Here is a 15,215-nt window from a genome sequence, read left to right as displayed (position 1 = left end):
TGATATTATCCAAAACGTCGCTAATCCAAACAACCCACATAATTGGGATTGTTTGATTCGGATTGTGGCACGGGAAATTTAAGGTTTGCACTGTATTGCCCTCCCTTGAAATAATCTCCCCATGGAAAAACTTCTGACGCGGGCATTCCATGAACATCGACCAGTCTTCTGAGATCCCCTTGCCGGTGGGCAGTGCTGAACAACCAAAAGGCACGTTCTGCGAAGTGGGCCAACAATAGGTCATCGCCGCTAATTCCTGTAAGGTCTAAATCTGATAAACCCATTGTAGCCCTAAGCCCGTTGTGAATATCTTGGACGGTGCCGGCGTCATCGGCATTCGCAGCCGCCTCCGCTTCGATTAGCCGTGCCTCGATACCTGAGGCCAAGGCAACTGGTGCACTGGAGGAGTTGAATTTCAGTTGGTTGTAATAGAGGGTAATATCATCTTGACCAAACTCCGTTCCACCGTCCCAAGGTACTCTGAGATCCATAGCAGATCTGTACATCAAGCCGTTGCCACCTTTACCATCTGCAATGGAAAATTGACGTCGAACAGTGGTCATGATGTAAATTCCATTCTCTTGTCTTCGGCTGTTGTCTGAATGCTCTATGTTGTAAACAAATTCCGTAGGTACGGTTGCCACTTCGTTAGCCGCATCATCAATCTGGCCAAGACCCAATAATGCACGTGCTTTACCGACTCGGGCCACGTTGGCCAATTTGTCGTTACCGCTTGCATTGGTCATGGCTTGGTCAAACCAATCTATGGCTGTCGTGAACATTTCTTGTTTACTCAATGGTTCACCGAAGATGAGGTCACCCCCATCAGCAGGAGCTTTACTGAAAGAAATTCCGCCACAGAACGTTTCTGCGAACAGAATATAGGAAAAGCCGACTATACTTTGCATTTCGCTTTCAATTTCAGGGTCTCCTCCAAAATTGGCAAGAAGGTCAATGGTCGTCTCGGCCCCGGACCTGGCTAAATGAAGATTTCCATATATCCTGTTCATATCAAAGTTGATGTCCTGAAGGTTTCGGGTATCAGCCTCTCGCCTGGTGGGAAAGGTACCGGAGTAATCATATTCATCAGCCATAAGTCCACTCATAACAATAAGTCCCGTAGTTGCCCCATGTCCCGCTGCCGATCCGCTCATTGCAACGGCAAGATCACCCAAGGATCCTGCACGGAGGGTCTGTAAGCCAGCCTCATTGTCAAGCGACTCAGGAGTAACTATATCAGGATCGGTAACCTCTACGATTGAATCGCAAGATATGCTCAACAATGTAAATGATATTAGTACAAGTGCACTAAAGCACAAATCGGTCAGGTTGTTTTTTGTTTTCAACATCTTTTTCATTTTCTTTTAATTTTAGTTAGAACGAAAGGTTTAGTCTGGCTTTCCACGAACGTACGGGGGGTTGGCTAAGAAACTCCTCTGTGGTAAAGTTGGCCTGCCCTTCAGAACTTATTTCAGGGTCTAGGCCCGTGTAATCGGTCCAAACACCTAAGTTTTGCCCAGAAAGTGTCAAGCTGATTCGGTCAAAACCCAATTTGTTTGAAAAACTGTTGGGTGTGTTGTATGTCAAAGATATTTCACGAAGTCTCCAAAAAGAGGCATCCTCGATATATCCCGCATTGGTGCCCAAAAATTTTGAGGCCACGGCCCTCGCCTGATCGAACAATGAAGCATTTGGGTCGTTCAGTTCACGGTTATTACTGTTCCCGTTTCTCCATGCCCCAGTGTTGTTGTAGAGCTTTTGCCCGCCCCGATAGTTTAATAGCCCTTTTATTACAAATTGATTTTCAAAAAAGCTTAATACCGGCGTGAAGGAAATATCGGTAGTCGCGAAAGGGGTGCCCAAATAGGCCACTTCACCTACCTGTATCTCATCCTGCCCAATGAAACCGTCACCATTGGCATCGCTGAAGGTGTACGTTTCATCCCAATAGCCACCGAGCGGAAAACCTTCGACATGGCGTTGCTGGCCAAATATGACCGGTTCTATCCCTTCACCCAGTTCGATCAGCTCATTGTCAATGAATGAGCTCACGATATCCAATCCTAGGAAAAACTTATCCGTCTCAATGATCCTGGTGTTGAGCGCTATTTCAAGCCCTGAGTTTTTGACGGACCCCAAATTTTCAAAACGACCTTCGCCTACTCCAAGGGATAATGGTAATTGCCTGAATATTAAAGCATCACGTGTTTTTTTATAGAAATAGGTCATTTCTAGACCTACCCGATTGGACAGCAACTTGGCGTCAAAGCCCAATTCAAGTTCCGTGGATGCCTCAGGACTTAAATCTTCATTGCCCACACTACCTATCGTAACTCCCGTAACGCTCTGGCCATCCAATGTAGCGGCAATGGGATTGAAAAATCTTAGGGCATCGTTGGTCCCTGGTTGCACCCCTGATGCGCCCCAAGCACCCCTGAGCCGCAGTGAACTGATGCCGAATTTTTCTGAGTTGTTGAAGAAGTCTTCTTCCGATATCAGCCAGGAAGCACTTACTTTGGGATAAAAAATGGAACTGAACGAAGCCCCAAACGAACTACCTCGATCGGCCCTTACGGCTCCTGTGACAAATAACTTGTCCTTAAAACTTACCTGTTCTTCCAAAAACACCCCGACTGTTCGTGATTCGATGGTCTGTTCATTGCTTTGCGTAACGGCAGCTCCAGCAATCGAATTACTTCCCGCTACCAATTGTAAGCCCGTTGCGAAGGTGCCCTGCGAAAGATTCTGTAAATATTGGAAGCCAAGAGAGGTACGGGAATTTATGTTTTCTGAAAGATTGGTTTTGTATGAGCCTACAGCATCCAAAGTATAGACAAAATCATTGAACCTGTTTGAGAACCGGGCCCCTTCATCGTAGTTTAGAAAATCAGGTGCTTCACCCGTAGGAAAGAACTGGCTGTCCCACCGCGATGTGAAGTCAAGCCCACCTGCAATCCTGATATTTAGTTTTTCATTCGGTTGCCAAAGCGTTTCAAGTCCTGTGGTAAAGCGATTTATTCTTTGGCGGGTATCAATAGTAAATAGTTCCTCTGGGGTGAACTCTCCCCAACCATTGTTGATATCAATTGATGGTGTACCGTTCAGGCCCTGCCCCATCAGACCCAATGCGAAATTATCGTTCAAGGGAAGTTCAAGGTCGCTGTTCGTATAGCCTGTGCTCAAATTGACCTTTAGACTCTCTGTAATCTTTGCCCCAAAATTCCCCCTGAAATTGGTTCGTTGTATATTATTTACGGGAAGTACGCCTTCGGAATCGGTTATGTTTCCTGAAAGGAAATAGGAGAGTGCTTCCGACCCTCCTGAAACGCTAAGCCCGGCACCATAAGACTGCCCTGTGCGAAACGGCGAGGTGCGAGGGTCGTTCAAAGGTTGGAAGGAGTTGATCACACTGGGTACAAAGGTGCCTTCCGCTGCCTCAAAATTGAAGCCTGGATTTCCATCAGCGTCAAGTGCCTGGTAGTTTCTAGGGTACGTGATTACATCTTCAACCAAGCCGCTTTCTAGAAATGCGGACCATCTTGGCTCTCCCTGTTTCCCCTTTTTCGTAGTGATTCTTATGACGCCATTGGCAGCAATGGACCCATAGAGTGTTGCCGCAGAAGGGCCTTTTATAATTTCTATCGATTCGATATCTTCCGGATTGATATCGTTCAAACGTGACGGGGACTGCCCGCCGGTCTCGAACGAAATTGAATTTGCCTCATTGTTTATCAAAACGCCATCTATATAGATTACCGGCTCATTGGATAATGATGCACTATTGGAACCTCTGATTCTGATTCGCGAACCCATGCCCGCAGAACCCCCACTGCTACTAATTTGGACACCACTGGCCTGGCCTTGGAGCAAATCGGAAACATTGCCGATAGGTCTTTGCTTCACGTCATCGCTCACATTGAGATTGGCAATTGAGTTTCCCATTTCCACCTTACGGCGTACACCGGTCGCTGTGACCACCACCTCGTTCAAATCCATCATATCGGGCTTCATGATTACGTTGATGGCCGTTTGTTGTGTCACTTCCACTTCATGTTTGGCAAAACCGATATAGGAGAATACAAGTATATCTCCCTCGGAAGCTTCAATCTCATACTCCCCATCAAAGTTGGTGGAAACACCTTTGGTGGTACCCTTAACGACGATACTCACCCCGCCTAACGGAACGTTTCCCTGGTCGGTAACCAAGCCTGTTACGGTAACAGTTTGTTGTGAAATGTGTGTGCTCCGAGGTAAGGGCGATGGATCTGACAAGGGTTTCTCATTGATTTCAACCAATACGATTAGCTTTCGCCTGACTTCAAATGACACTTTGGTATCCCTAAGAATCAAGTCCATAAGTGTATCGATTTTCACCTTGTCCGCTTTGACCGTAATCCTTTTGTCAATGTCCAAAACCGAAGTCTTGTACAGGATATTATAGTCCGTATTTTTCTCAATTTCATCAAATATGGACCCAATTGTGGCATTCTCCATATTGATTGAAATTTTGGATTTTTGCGAATACGCGTCGCTTGCATGTAATTGGAACAATGCAACAAACAAAAACAGCGCGGTAATCTTCATTTTCAGGTCTATTTTGGTCGTAAAATAGTTTTTACATAGTGCGTTTTTCATACTTTTGAGATAGTTTAAAAATTGGTCAATCAGTTTTTTAACTTTGTTTGGAATCATGGGGTTGTTAGCGCAATCCCTGATTCTTTTTTTTGGTTTATTCAGTTCATAGGCTTATTTTTTAGGGTTATTGTTATCTTCTCTTTAGTGATAGTGAAGTCAAAGTGCTTAATCCTTTGAAATGCACCTAAAACCTCCTCTATAGTTTCCGTTTTGAACCTGCCAGTATACGTTTCCTTGCCCACTCCTAAATCCTTGAGCTCAATTCGGACGTCATAATGTCTTTCAAGTTTCTTAATAATGTTCTGGAAATCTTCGTTTTTGAACAACAATACGCCCTCTTTCCATGCTACATAGCTACTGATGTCGACATTCTCCAGGAACAGTTTCTTATTGGAATTGGAGTATGAAACCAATTGATTGGGTTTCATTAACACCGCCTTGCCATCCGAAACGTCCCTTTGATCGACAGAAAGGCTTCCCTCCACCAATACGATTTTCACATGGCTGTCGTCGGCATAATTTGAAACGTTAAATTCAGTTCCCAAAACGTTGGCTTCCAGATGTCCTGTGCTTACCGAAAATGGTCTTAGCGAGTCTGAGGTAACGGTAAAATATGCCTCGCCCCGTAATGCTACATTTCTGGGTCCTCTATCTTTAAAGACCACCGGGTAGGTCAAGGAAGATCCGGAATTCAAATAAATATCCGTTCCATCGGACAGTGTTACCTGAAACTTTTTCCCATAGGGCACCTCCAACGTATTATATATCAGGGGATCCTCACTGTTTTGATTGGAAGCCAGTTTTTTGTAGGAAATTTTAGTGCCTTTTTGTTCTACGATGTAAGTGTTTGATTTAGAAACTATACCAGAATTTTCTTCATTCAAGGCTTCCCTTGTGGAACCATCTTCCAAAGTAATCGTTACTTCTTGTGTAGGGATGGTCGTTTTTGAATCGATAAAAGTATAATAGGAATACATGCCAAACGTAATGAGACCGACAAAGATGGCCGCGTATTTGAACAATCGGTTCTTCCCACGTCGTATTTTAACCGCGTTTACTTGATGGAAGTTCTTCAAAAGTTCTTCTTTCAAATGTTCTGCCTTTTCTTTTTTCATTGCCCCCGTTATTACATGGTGAAGTTCTACTTCTTGGCGAAAGGCCAATCTATTTTCTTTGGCCCAATCAACTAACAACCCTATCTCCTTTTCCGTGGCCGAATGGTTTAAAAACTTATGGATGATAATTCTTATATCCCTATTTTTCATCTGTATATTTTAAAGAAAAATCAATAGATATCCCTTAAACGACTGAATACCATAAAACCCTCGTTTTTTATCGTAAAAAACGTCAATGATATTTTTTTTTGTTAAAATTGCCTATGGATTTTGTGTTGCAAAATGGGAATTTCGAAACGGTAACAGCTTCTGCCATAGATGATAAAGGCTTTGAAATTATTATAGAATGCTATTATGATCAGGTTTTCGGCTACGCCCGAAGTTTATGCCGTAACGAATCCTTGGCAAAGGACCTGACGCAAGAATCATTCTTTAAATTATGGAAAAAAAGGAAGAATTTAAAGGAAGGTGTTTTGATTAAAGGGTGGTTGTACAGAACAGTTCGCAATGGGTTCCTGGACCATATAAAAAAATACAAGAAAGAAACCCATTTACTGGAAAAAGCATTTGCCGATACTTTGGACGATGTTGTTTCAAAAGCCCAACAGGAAGAAATACAGCGAAAAATAAGAATTGTGGAAAATGAGATTGATCTACTTCCCAATAAGTGTGGCCAAATTTTTAGGTTGAGCAAGATGGAAGGTCTGACCAACATAGAAATTGCCGGACACTTGGGCATCTCCGTAAAAACTGTGGAGGGGCATCTGACCAAAGCTCTAAGGACGTTAAGGGACAGGTTAAATGAAAAAATCCAAGTGCTATTTTTGGCCGTCAGACTTTTGTACTAAGCTGCTGGAAACCATCGACTGTTCCCATATCCCGGTTCAACAACTTCCCATATGTCAAAACCCATAGGCCATTGAAAAATTGACCCCAAAGGGATGTCCCGGCCTTAAACCGGCAGGAACCCTTGATACCGCGTAAACTTCATCCAACAGGTTTATGATATTGGCGGAAAACATAAAATGTTTGTTGTAAAAATATTTTGCCGTCATATCGATTACAAAATTCGATTCCACCCTTAGATTTGGTGCAATAGTGCCAGTTCCAGCTCGGGTTCTGAAAGCATCCGTGTAGCGTGCCCCTACATCAAGGACAAATCTCTCATGTTCCAGTCCCAAATTCAGATTGAATTGGTTTTTCGCTATGTATGGTATTTCATCTCCTGCGGTGACCGATCCAAAGATGTCGTTGTCGCTTTCAAAGGAGCTTAGAAATTCCGTATCCGTCAAGGTATAGGTAAAGGACACCGGAAGCCTGAATTTTTCAGAAGTGTTCTTCAGGAGATCGTAATCCAACAACAGTTCCGCCCCACTGACCCTCACAGCCCCCGCGTTAAACTGATCCAAACTGCCAGTGCCCCCACTAGCGGCTAGATCGCTGCCCAACAGATTTTGGTAATCATTATAAAACAGAACTACCTCGCCACGAATTCCCTTATGGTTAAAACGGGTTCCCAATTCGTAATTGATGCTTTTTTCGGCATCCTGCCCGTCGACGGTTCCGGGAGGAGAAAATCCTTTGTGCGCCCCGCCAAAAACGGACAGGCTATTGGTAAAGGTATAATTTACCCCTACTCCAGGGATCCAAACATCCACTCTGTTGAATCGCTCTGAAAGCTGCGTGCCCGATCTTGTCGTGTCGTTGGTCCCATAATCTATTCTCCCCATCTTAATGTTCTCGTATCGTAGGCCCGGGGTCAATGTGAACCTACCGATATTTAGTTTGTACAACGCATGGGCCGAAAGTGCTTTGGCATTGTTGATTCTGTTTGCATTGGCTCCCTTGGCCCCCACTGTTGTGCGTATGAGATTATTATTTGAGAAGGCATATCTGTCCACCCATTGGAATCTATCTTCCTCGTCGGAGTGGTACCTGACCCCCAACTCCAGGGTTTGGACCCAATCCGTTCCCCAGCGCAGCTTGGCAACGGACTGTATGCCCCTAGAAAGGTATGCTCTGTTATTGGCCTTAATTCCAAACACGTCGGCCGCCGTATCCGTATTTCCCAGCAGCGCTGCGTATTCCATGTTATATGTGGTAGGGTCTGAGAGCACCGTGCTTATTCCAACGCGCTGCCCCAGGTTGACGTCGTCCAATTTATACCAATTACGTTTAAATTTGTTCACGTATCCAGTGGTATTGATACTGAATACCGGAGAAAATTTAAGAAAATGCGTGAATTGGTACTGCTGGTGCTCTGAATCCATGACGTCCTCGGAAGAGGCCCGATATCTTCGATACGGGTCCAGGTCAAAATCAGTATCGGTCAAGCCCAAATAGGTTTCGTTGGCCTGTTCCTCGGAAAATTGGATTTTGAATACAAGTGCTTGGTAGATTCTGGCATCTTCATTTGTATTTATTCGGAATTTTGCCAGGTAGTCAGATTTGTCAAAACCTGTATTACCGCCCCCATCCAGATTTTTGAAACCATCGGAATTGTAATTGTAGTACTCACTTACAAATCCAAAATTCCCAAAATCATTTCCGATGACAACTTGGGTGTTCCTTGAGTTGTAATTGCCAGCCGATAGGGAAACCTGACCGCCAAATTGATCGGGAATCCGTGCCGAGATCATATTGATCGCCCCACCCGTCGTATTTGGGCCGTATTGGATCTGACTGCTTCCCTTTAGAATTTCCAAGGCCTGCATTCTGCCAAGAGTGGGAAAGTAGTACGCCGCAGGTGCGCTGTAGGGGGCAGGGGCAATTAGGACCCCATCTTCCATAAGGTTGATTTTTGCGCTCCTTTCGGGTGAAGTGCCCCTTAGGCTGATATTAGGTCGTAGACCAAATCCATCCTCCTCATATATGTTGACCCCGGGAACTCGTTTCAACGTTCTGTTGACATCGGTGTAGCCAAATCTTTTCAATTCCTTTTCTGAAATAAATTGAGCCGATCCCGTCCTGTTCCTTGCTTCGAATTCGCTCCCTAGGATTGCGTTTCCATTGACTACCACCTCATTAAGCATCTCGATTTTAGTTGTGGTCGAATCCTTTTCCATTTCATTTTCTTGAGAAACGCTATTATGCGTTACCAAAAGGACCGCAGAGGCCAACAAGAAATTCCGCATTTAATATTTATTTAGATTAGATAAAAATAAATTGCAAACCTAGGGATGTTTTTAGTGACGGCAAAATAATTATGAAGGATTGCAATTAGTTTTTTGGGTCTTCTTTTTCAACTATGCGAAATTCCCACCATGACCAATATCATGATTACTGACGTTCTTGTTTGGTTACCTTTGAAAAACAAAAAACAAAAATGATCGCCAAAATTGAAGTTGCCCTTTTTATGGTGCTCTTTTTAAATTTCTCTCTTTTTTCACAGGAGGAACTTGATGATTATGTCATAGAATATCGGGTCATTGCCAGAGGAATGTCCAGAAGAGTTGTGGTTAAGCATAAAATATTTGTTTATCACGGCACGCGAAATAACAAGACCGCAGATAGTTTGGAAATCAAGAATGAACAACGGGCAAAATTGGTTGAACTGTTGGAAGGCTTACCGTTGAAAGGGATACCTTATTTAAAGCCTCCGTCGGATAGAAGGTTGACTGATGGTGCCGCCCACGCCAAATTAAAAATATCCTTAAAAAAGAGAACCTACGAATCCCCCGGCTTTGATCATGGCAACCCTCCAGAGGAAATCAAAGATCTTGTGGAATTTGTGTTGAATATCGCTGAATCTGTTGTAAAAAAGGAATGATACGACCGTCCTTCCGTTTCTAAAATTATGTTAAACACGGTTTTCATGTTAAAATTTTTGTAGTTTTGTCACTTGAATGAAGAGGATTCTGTTTAAAATATCATCCTTTTTAATGGCACTGATTGTGCTGTTTTCTACTTTTTCCTATACGGTAAAGCAACATTATTGTTGTGATGTTTTGGTTGATTTCTCCTTCTTTGGCGAAGCGGAATCTTGTAATATTGAAGGTTCAAATCTGATGTATTCGGATGAAACAGGTTTTTCAAAAAAAGACTGTTGTGAGGACGAACTACTTGCGGTTGATGGACAGGACAAATTAAACATAACCTTTGAAAGTCTAAGCTTTGAGCAACTACAGTTCATAGCTTCCTATACGTATTCCTTTCTTAATCTGTTCGTCAAATCAACTGACAACAACACATCTTTTAATACTTATCCACCACCTTTGTTGGTAAAGGATATTTTGATTCTGGACCAGACTTTCCTTATTTGATTTTAAATAGTTGAATACATTGCCCGTTGATTGACCGTCAGGGGCTACGTACGTTTTTGTTGAATTTTTCAACACAAGTTTCAATTATTTAATAATCAAATACCATGCTAAATAAAACAATCCGTTATTTTCTTGAGAACAGGTTGATAACATTTATGCTCCTCCTTGCCTTTGTTTTTGGGGGAATCGTAACGGCCCCGTTCAACTGGGAACTTTCTTGGATGGACAGAAGTCCGGTACCTGTTGATGCCATTCCCGATATAGGTGAGAACCAACAAATTGTGTTTACAGAATGGATGGGTCAATCCCCGCAGGACATAGAGGACCAAGTTACCTATCCACTTACCACCGCCTTATTGGGTATTCCAGGGGTAAAGACCATCCGGAGCAATTCCATTTTTGGCCTTTCCAGTATTTATATCATTTTCGATGACGATGTGGACTTTTACTGGAGTCGGACCCGAATATTGGAAAAACTGAATTCGCTGCCGCCAGGTACAGTACCCAATGAAGTAACCCCTGCCTTAGGACCCGATGCCACGGCCCTGGGCCAAGTGTACTGGTACACCTTGGAAGGTAGGGACCCCAAAACCGGGAAGCCCGCAGGTGGATGGGACCCACAGGAACTTAGGACAATCCAGGATTTTTACGTGCGCTATTACCTAACTGCGGCCAGCGGTGTCTCAGAGGTGGCCTCCATCGGTGGATTCTTAAAGGAGTATCAGGTTGAAATCGATCCCGATGCCATGAAGGCCAACAATGTCGATGTAGGGATGATCATGAACGCTGTCAAGAACAGCAACCTTGATATCGGCGCGAGGACTTTGGAGTTCAACAGGGCCGAATATCTAGTTCGGGGCTTAGGGTATATCAAAAACTTATCGGATCTTGAGGAAAGCGTTGTCACCGTAAGGGACAATGTTCCCATTCGTATCAAGGACGTTGCTAAAATACAATTTGGCCCAGCGGGACGAAGGGGCGGTCTCGACAAAAGTGGTGTTGAGGCCGTTGGTGGGGTCGTAGTTGCCAGGTACGGGGCAAACCCACAGGAGGTAATCCACAACCTTAAGGACAAAATAGCGGAAGTGGCTCCAGGTCTCCCATCAAAAACCCTGGCCGATGGAACGGTTTCAAAGATAACCATTGTTCCCTTTTATGATCGTTCAGGGCTTATCCAAGAAACTTTGGGGACTTTGGAATTGGCCCTTTCCCATGAAATATTGATAAGCATTCTGGTTGTAATCGTCCTGGTACTTAATCTCAGGGCATCGGTATTGATTTCAAGTATATTGCCTGTCGGAGTGTTGATGACGTTCATCCTGATGAAATATTTTAAGGTGGACGCCAATATTGTGGCTTTATCGGGCATTGCCATTGCCATTGGCGTAATGATCGATGTCGGGATAGTCTTTACCGAAAACATAGTCAGGCATTTGGAAATGCCTGAAAACCGTGGGGCCAAGGGGAAGAAACTGGTTCAACTCATATATGTGGCCACTGTGGAGGTGGCAACCGCTGTGATTACGGCGCTCGCCACTACGGTGGTGAGTTTCTTGCCTGTATTTGCCATGCAGGCAGCCGAAGGAAAATTGTTCAGGCCCCTGGCATGGACCAAAACCTTTGCCTTGGTCTCAGCGTTGTTCATCGGGATCATGTTCATTCCGGCGATGGCAAAAGTTATGTTTTCGATCAGAATAGACACCAAAAGAACCAGTAGGGTTTTCAATGCCATTCTAATTGGTTTTGGGCTTGTTTCCCTTATTGCATATGGCAGCTTTCTTTCAATAGCCCTAATTGCCATTGGGATAAATAATCTATTGACCCAAGTACCAAATTGGAACGGTTTTGGCGGGAAAATCAGATTGCCCTATTCTGAAAAACTGGCCAATTACATCAACATTGCAATTGCCATTGTTGTTTTGGTGTACCTATTGACCATCGAATGGATGCCTTTGGGAGTCGCAAACTCGACATTTATCAACTTCATGTTTGTAATCTTGGTTGTTGGATTGGTCCTTGGGGCCTTGATGGCAATCGTGCATTTCTATCAGAGAATCTTGATTTGGTGTTTGAACAATAAATGGAAGTTTTTGTTCATTCCCATCTTTGTTGTCTTCCTTGGGATGAACATTTGGTTGGGGTTTGGTCAAGTTCTTGGGTTTATGCCCGAATTTGCTAAAAACAATGTTGTCTGGGATAAATTGGACAAAACGTTCCCTGGGCTGGGCAAAGAGTTCATGCCCGCACTGGACGAGGGTTCTTTCCTATTGATGCCGACCACCATGCCGCACTCGAGCATTACTGAAAACATGGAAGTCATTGCAACAGTTGACAAACACTTGAATTCCATACCGGAAATTGCATCCGCCGTGGGCAAATGGGGACGTGTAAATTCTGCTTTGGACCCTGCGCCCACCTCCATGTACGAGAACACCATTAACTATTTGCCCGAATATATTTTGGACGAGGATGGCCATCGGATGCGCTTTAAGGTAAACGATGAAGATGCCTTTGTACTGAAGGATGGGTCCACCTATAAATACGGGGAAGATGAATTTAGGAGAATTGGCGTTGAGCAGCTCATATTGGATAAGGACGGAGAAAATTTCAGGCAATGGCGGGAAAAGATAAAGAGACCTGACGATATCTGGAATGAAATCGTCAAGCACTCCAAATTTCCCGGGCTTACATCGGCACCAAAACTCCAGCCCATACAAACCAGATTGATCATGCTTTCGACGGGTATGCGAGCACCTATGGGCATTAAGGTATTCGGACCTACGTTGGAGGTTATCGAAAAAGTGGGCTTTGAACTGGAGAATATCCTAAAGGAAGTCCCTAGTGTGAACCCGCCTACCGTTTTTGCCGATAGGGTGGTTGGCAAACCATATTTGGAAATGAAGTTGAACAGACAGGCGATGTCACGATATGGCTTGACAATCAAAGACATGCAAATGCAACTGTCCGTGGCAGTAGGAGGCAGACAATTATCCACTACGGTAGAGGGTAGGGAGCGGTTCCCTGTTCGGGTTCGCTATGCTCGGGAGTTTAGGGACAACCCTGACGACCTCAAGAAAATATTGATTCCTACCCCCGCAGGTGTTCAGGTAGAACTGGGAGAATTAGCGGATATAGAATACGTCCGAGGCCCCCAGGTCATCAAAAGTGAGGACACTTTCTTGACCGGCTATGTCATCTTCGATATGAAGGAAGGTTATGCCGAGACGAATGTTGTAGAGGATGCCCAGGAGTTGATCGAAGCAAAAATGGAAAGTGGCGAGTTCCAGCTGCCTGCGGGGGTAACCTATCGTTTTACAGGCAACTATGAAAATCAGATAAGGGCCTCAAAACGATTGATGATCGTGGTGCCGATTTCATTGATCGTCATTTTATTGATATTGTATTTCCAGTTTAAATCAATGACCCCGGCCCTAATGGTATTCACGGGAATATTCGTTGCTTTTGCCGGTGGTTTTATCATGATTTGGCTCTATGGCCAGGATTGGTTCTTGAACTTCGGTATTGCCGGTGTAGAAATGCGAAACCTGTTCCAACTGCACACGATAAACCTGAGCGTAGCCGTCTGGGTCGGCTTTATAGCACTATTTGGCATCGCCACGGACGATGGAGTCATTATGGGCACCTACCTCATGCAGACCTTTGAAAAGGAAAAGCCCAAAACCATACAGGAAATACGGACTTCCGTTCTGCACGCGGGCTCCAAAAGGGTCCGTCCGGCAATGATGACAGCAGCTACTGCAATTATCGCTCTGATTCCCGTTCTTACCGCTACCGGTAAAGGTTCGGACGTAGTTATTCCCATGGCCATTCCGACCTTCGGTGGCATGTTGTTACAGGTAATGACCATGTTCGTTGTGCCGGTACTATACAGTATGTGGAAAGAGAAAAATTTAATAAAACAATTAAAAGAAAGCGATGTTTAGATCAACAAAGATTATTTCAATAAAGGACACCATTGTTTTCATGCTATTCGTTTTTGCATTAGGTTCTTGCGTATTCGGGCAATCTGAACTCGAAGGCTACCTAAAGCTTGCGGCTGAAAAAAATCCCGGACTAAAAGGAAAGTTCAATGACTATATGGCGGCAATGGAAAAGGTTCCCCAAGTGGGCTCCTTGCCCGATCCCACCGTCGCCTTTGGATATTTTATACAGCCCGTGGAGACTAGGGTAGGTCCCCAGGAATGGCGTTTTAATCTGGCGCAAAGTTTTCCATGGTTTGGTTTATTGAACGCAAGAGAAGATGTGGCCACGGAGTTGGCAAATGCCAAATTTGAGGAATTTGAGAACTCAAAGTCCAATCTCTTCTTTGAGGTTAAAACAGCCTATTATAATTATTATTTTATAGAAAAAGCCATTGAGATTACCCAGGAGAATATAGAAATCCTCAAGATTTTCAAAAATTTGTCCTTGGTGAAAATAGAGGCGGGGAATGCCTCTGTGGTGGATGAGCTCAGAGTGGAACTAGAACTGAACGACCTTGAAAACCAATTGGCCTTGTTCCGCGATATGAAATACGCTTTACAGGTAAAATTCAATAATTTATTGAATACAGATGCACAGGACCCAATAGCAATACCGGAGGTTTTGTGGCAAGACGGGCTGCCAGAAGGCCAATTGGATATCGTTGATGAGATATATACGTCCAATCATCAATTGAAGGCCATTGAACATAGGTTAAATGCTTTTGTAAATCAAGAAGTGGTAGCTAAAAAAGAGGGGATGCCCAAATTCAATGTGGGATTGAGCTACACCATTGTCGGGGAAAACCCCTTGTCAACGGCGGCGGATAACGGAGAAGATGCCTTTTTGTTCCCATCGGTCGGCATTTCGATTCCCCTGTACCGCAAAAAGTACAGGGCCATGGTCAAGGAAGCGCAATATTTACAAGAGGGCGAGATGCTAAAAAAGGAAGACAAGAAAAACAGCCTCAACACTATATACGAGAACACTTCCAAGGACTTCAATGACGGGGATAGAAGGATTGCCCTTAACAAAAGGCAATCTGAAATTGCCAAGAAGGTACTGGACATCCTCATTACCTCGTATTCCACGGATTCCAAGGATTTTGAGGAGGTATTGCGAATAGAAAGGCAATTGTTGCAATATGAACTGGCCTATCAAAAGGCATTAACGGATAAAAATGCCGCAGTGGCATTCATATATTACTTACTAGGAAATTAAA

At 44.0% G+C, this 15,215-nt stretch carries 9 protein-coding genes; 5 read left to right on the top strand and 4 right to left on the bottom strand.

Going from position 1 to position 15,215, the window contains the following annotated elements:
* Window positions 1-20: 20 nt before the first annotated feature.
* The 3 genes from ACSLUF_RS14300 to ACSLUF_RS14290 all read right to left on the bottom strand — a co-directional run bounded on the left by ACSLUF_RS14300 (window position 21) and on the right by ACSLUF_RS14290 (window position 5,900).
* Window positions 21-1,358, bottom strand: a complete 1,338-nt coding sequence (locus ACSLUF_RS14300; RefSeq protein ID WP_435623439.1) for a hypothetical protein — start codon at window positions 1,356-1,358, stop codon at window positions 21-23.
* A 16-nt stretch (window positions 1,359-1,374) separates the two neighbouring features.
* Window positions 1,375-4,635, bottom strand: a complete 3,261-nt coding sequence (locus ACSLUF_RS14295; RefSeq protein ID WP_435623438.1) for a SusC/RagA family TonB-linked outer membrane protein — start codon at window positions 4,633-4,635, stop codon at window positions 1,375-1,377.
* A gap of 98 nt (window positions 4,636-4,733) precedes the next feature.
* Window positions 4,734-5,900 carry a FecR family protein gene (locus ACSLUF_RS14290; RefSeq protein ID WP_435623437.1) on the bottom strand — a complete coding sequence of 389 codons (1,167 nt, stop codon included), beginning with the start codon at window positions 5,898-5,900 and terminating at the stop codon, window positions 4,734-4,736.
* A gap of 113 nt (window positions 5,901-6,013) precedes the next feature.
* Between ACSLUF_RS14290 and ACSLUF_RS14285 the strand changes: the two genes are divergently transcribed.
* Window positions 6,014-6,598, top strand: a complete 585-nt coding sequence (locus ACSLUF_RS14285) for an RNA polymerase sigma factor (RefSeq protein WP_435623436.1) — start codon at window positions 6,014-6,016, stop codon at window positions 6,596-6,598.
* Window positions 6,599-6,652: 54 nt separating this feature from the next.
* Here the strand turns inward: ACSLUF_RS14285 and ACSLUF_RS14280 are convergent, their stop codons facing one another.
* Window positions 6,653-8,884 (bottom strand): TonB-dependent receptor family protein, encoded by a 2,232-nt coding sequence (locus ACSLUF_RS14280; RefSeq protein WP_435623435.1) that lies wholly within the window; start codon window positions 8,882-8,884, stop codon window positions 6,653-6,655.
* A gap of 191 nt (window positions 8,885-9,075) precedes the next feature.
* Between ACSLUF_RS14280 and ACSLUF_RS14275 the strand changes: the two genes are divergently transcribed.
* From ACSLUF_RS14275 to ACSLUF_RS14260, 4 genes are all read left to right on the top strand, one after another.
* Window positions 9,076-9,519: a hypothetical protein gene (locus ACSLUF_RS14275; RefSeq protein ID WP_435623434.1), complete on the top strand. Its 444-nt coding sequence runs from the start codon at window positions 9,076-9,078 to the stop codon at window positions 9,517-9,519.
* 112 nt (window positions 9,520-9,631) lie between these two features.
* Window positions 9,632-10,012, top strand: coding sequence for an HYC_CC_PP family protein (locus ACSLUF_RS14270; protein ID WP_435623433.1), 381 nt, complete (start codon window positions 9,632-9,634; stop codon window positions 10,010-10,012).
* A gap of 104 nt (window positions 10,013-10,116) precedes the next feature.
* Window positions 10,117-13,956, top strand: a complete 3,840-nt coding sequence (locus ACSLUF_RS14265; protein WP_106143140.1) for an efflux RND transporter permease subunit — start codon at window positions 10,117-10,119, stop codon at window positions 13,954-13,956.
* Window positions 13,949-15,214 carry a TolC family protein gene (locus ACSLUF_RS14260; protein ID WP_435623432.1) on the top strand — a complete coding sequence of 422 codons (1,266 nt, stop codon included), beginning with the start codon at window positions 13,949-13,951 and terminating at the stop codon, window positions 15,212-15,214. Before ACSLUF_RS14265 ends, ACSLUF_RS14260 begins: the two co-directional genes overlap by 8 nt.
* The last annotated feature ends 1 nt before the right edge of the window (window position 15,215 follow it).

The organism is Flagellimonas sp. (assembly GCF_965601775.1).
Classification (GTDB): Bacteria; Bacteroidota; Bacteroidia; order Flavobacteriales; family Flavobacteriaceae; genus Flagellimonas.
This window is presented reverse-complemented; position numbering and strand designations above follow the sequence as displayed.

What these genes read in the sequence shown, in the direction of transcription:
- ACSLUF_RS14295 (WP_435623438.1), bottom strand. Translation starts at nt 4,635, where the DNA reads ATGAAAAACGCACTATGTAAAAACTATTTTACGACCAAAATAGACCTG.
- ACSLUF_RS14290 (WP_435623437.1), bottom strand. Translation starts at nt 5,900, where the DNA reads ATGAAAAATAGGGATATAAGAATTATCATCCATAAGTTTTTAAACCAT.
- ACSLUF_RS14285 (WP_435623436.1), top strand. Translation starts at nt 6,014, where the DNA reads ATGGATTTTGTGTTGCAAAATGGGAATTTCGAAACGGTAACAGCTTCT.
- ACSLUF_RS14265 (WP_106143140.1), top strand. Translation starts at nt 10,117, where the DNA reads ATGCTAAATAAAACAATCCGTTATTTTCTTGAGAACAGGTTGATAACA.
- ACSLUF_RS14300 (WP_435623439.1), bottom strand. Translation starts at nt 1,358, where the DNA reads ATGAAAAAGATGTTGAAAACAAAAAACAACCTGACCGATTTGTGCTTT.
- ACSLUF_RS14270 (WP_435623433.1), top strand. Translation starts at nt 9,632, where the DNA reads ATGGCACTGATTGTGCTGTTTTCTACTTTTTCCTATACGGTAAAGCAA.
- ACSLUF_RS14260 (WP_435623432.1), top strand. Translation starts at nt 13,949, where the DNA reads ATGTTTAGATCAACAAAGATTATTTCAATAAAGGACACCATTGTTTTC.
- ACSLUF_RS14280 (WP_435623435.1), bottom strand. Translation starts at nt 8,884, where the DNA reads ATGCGGAATTTCTTGTTGGCCTCTGCGGTCCTTTTGGTAACGCATAAT.
- ACSLUF_RS14275 (WP_435623434.1), top strand. Translation starts at nt 9,076, where the DNA reads ATGATCGCCAAAATTGAAGTTGCCCTTTTTATGGTGCTCTTTTTAAAT.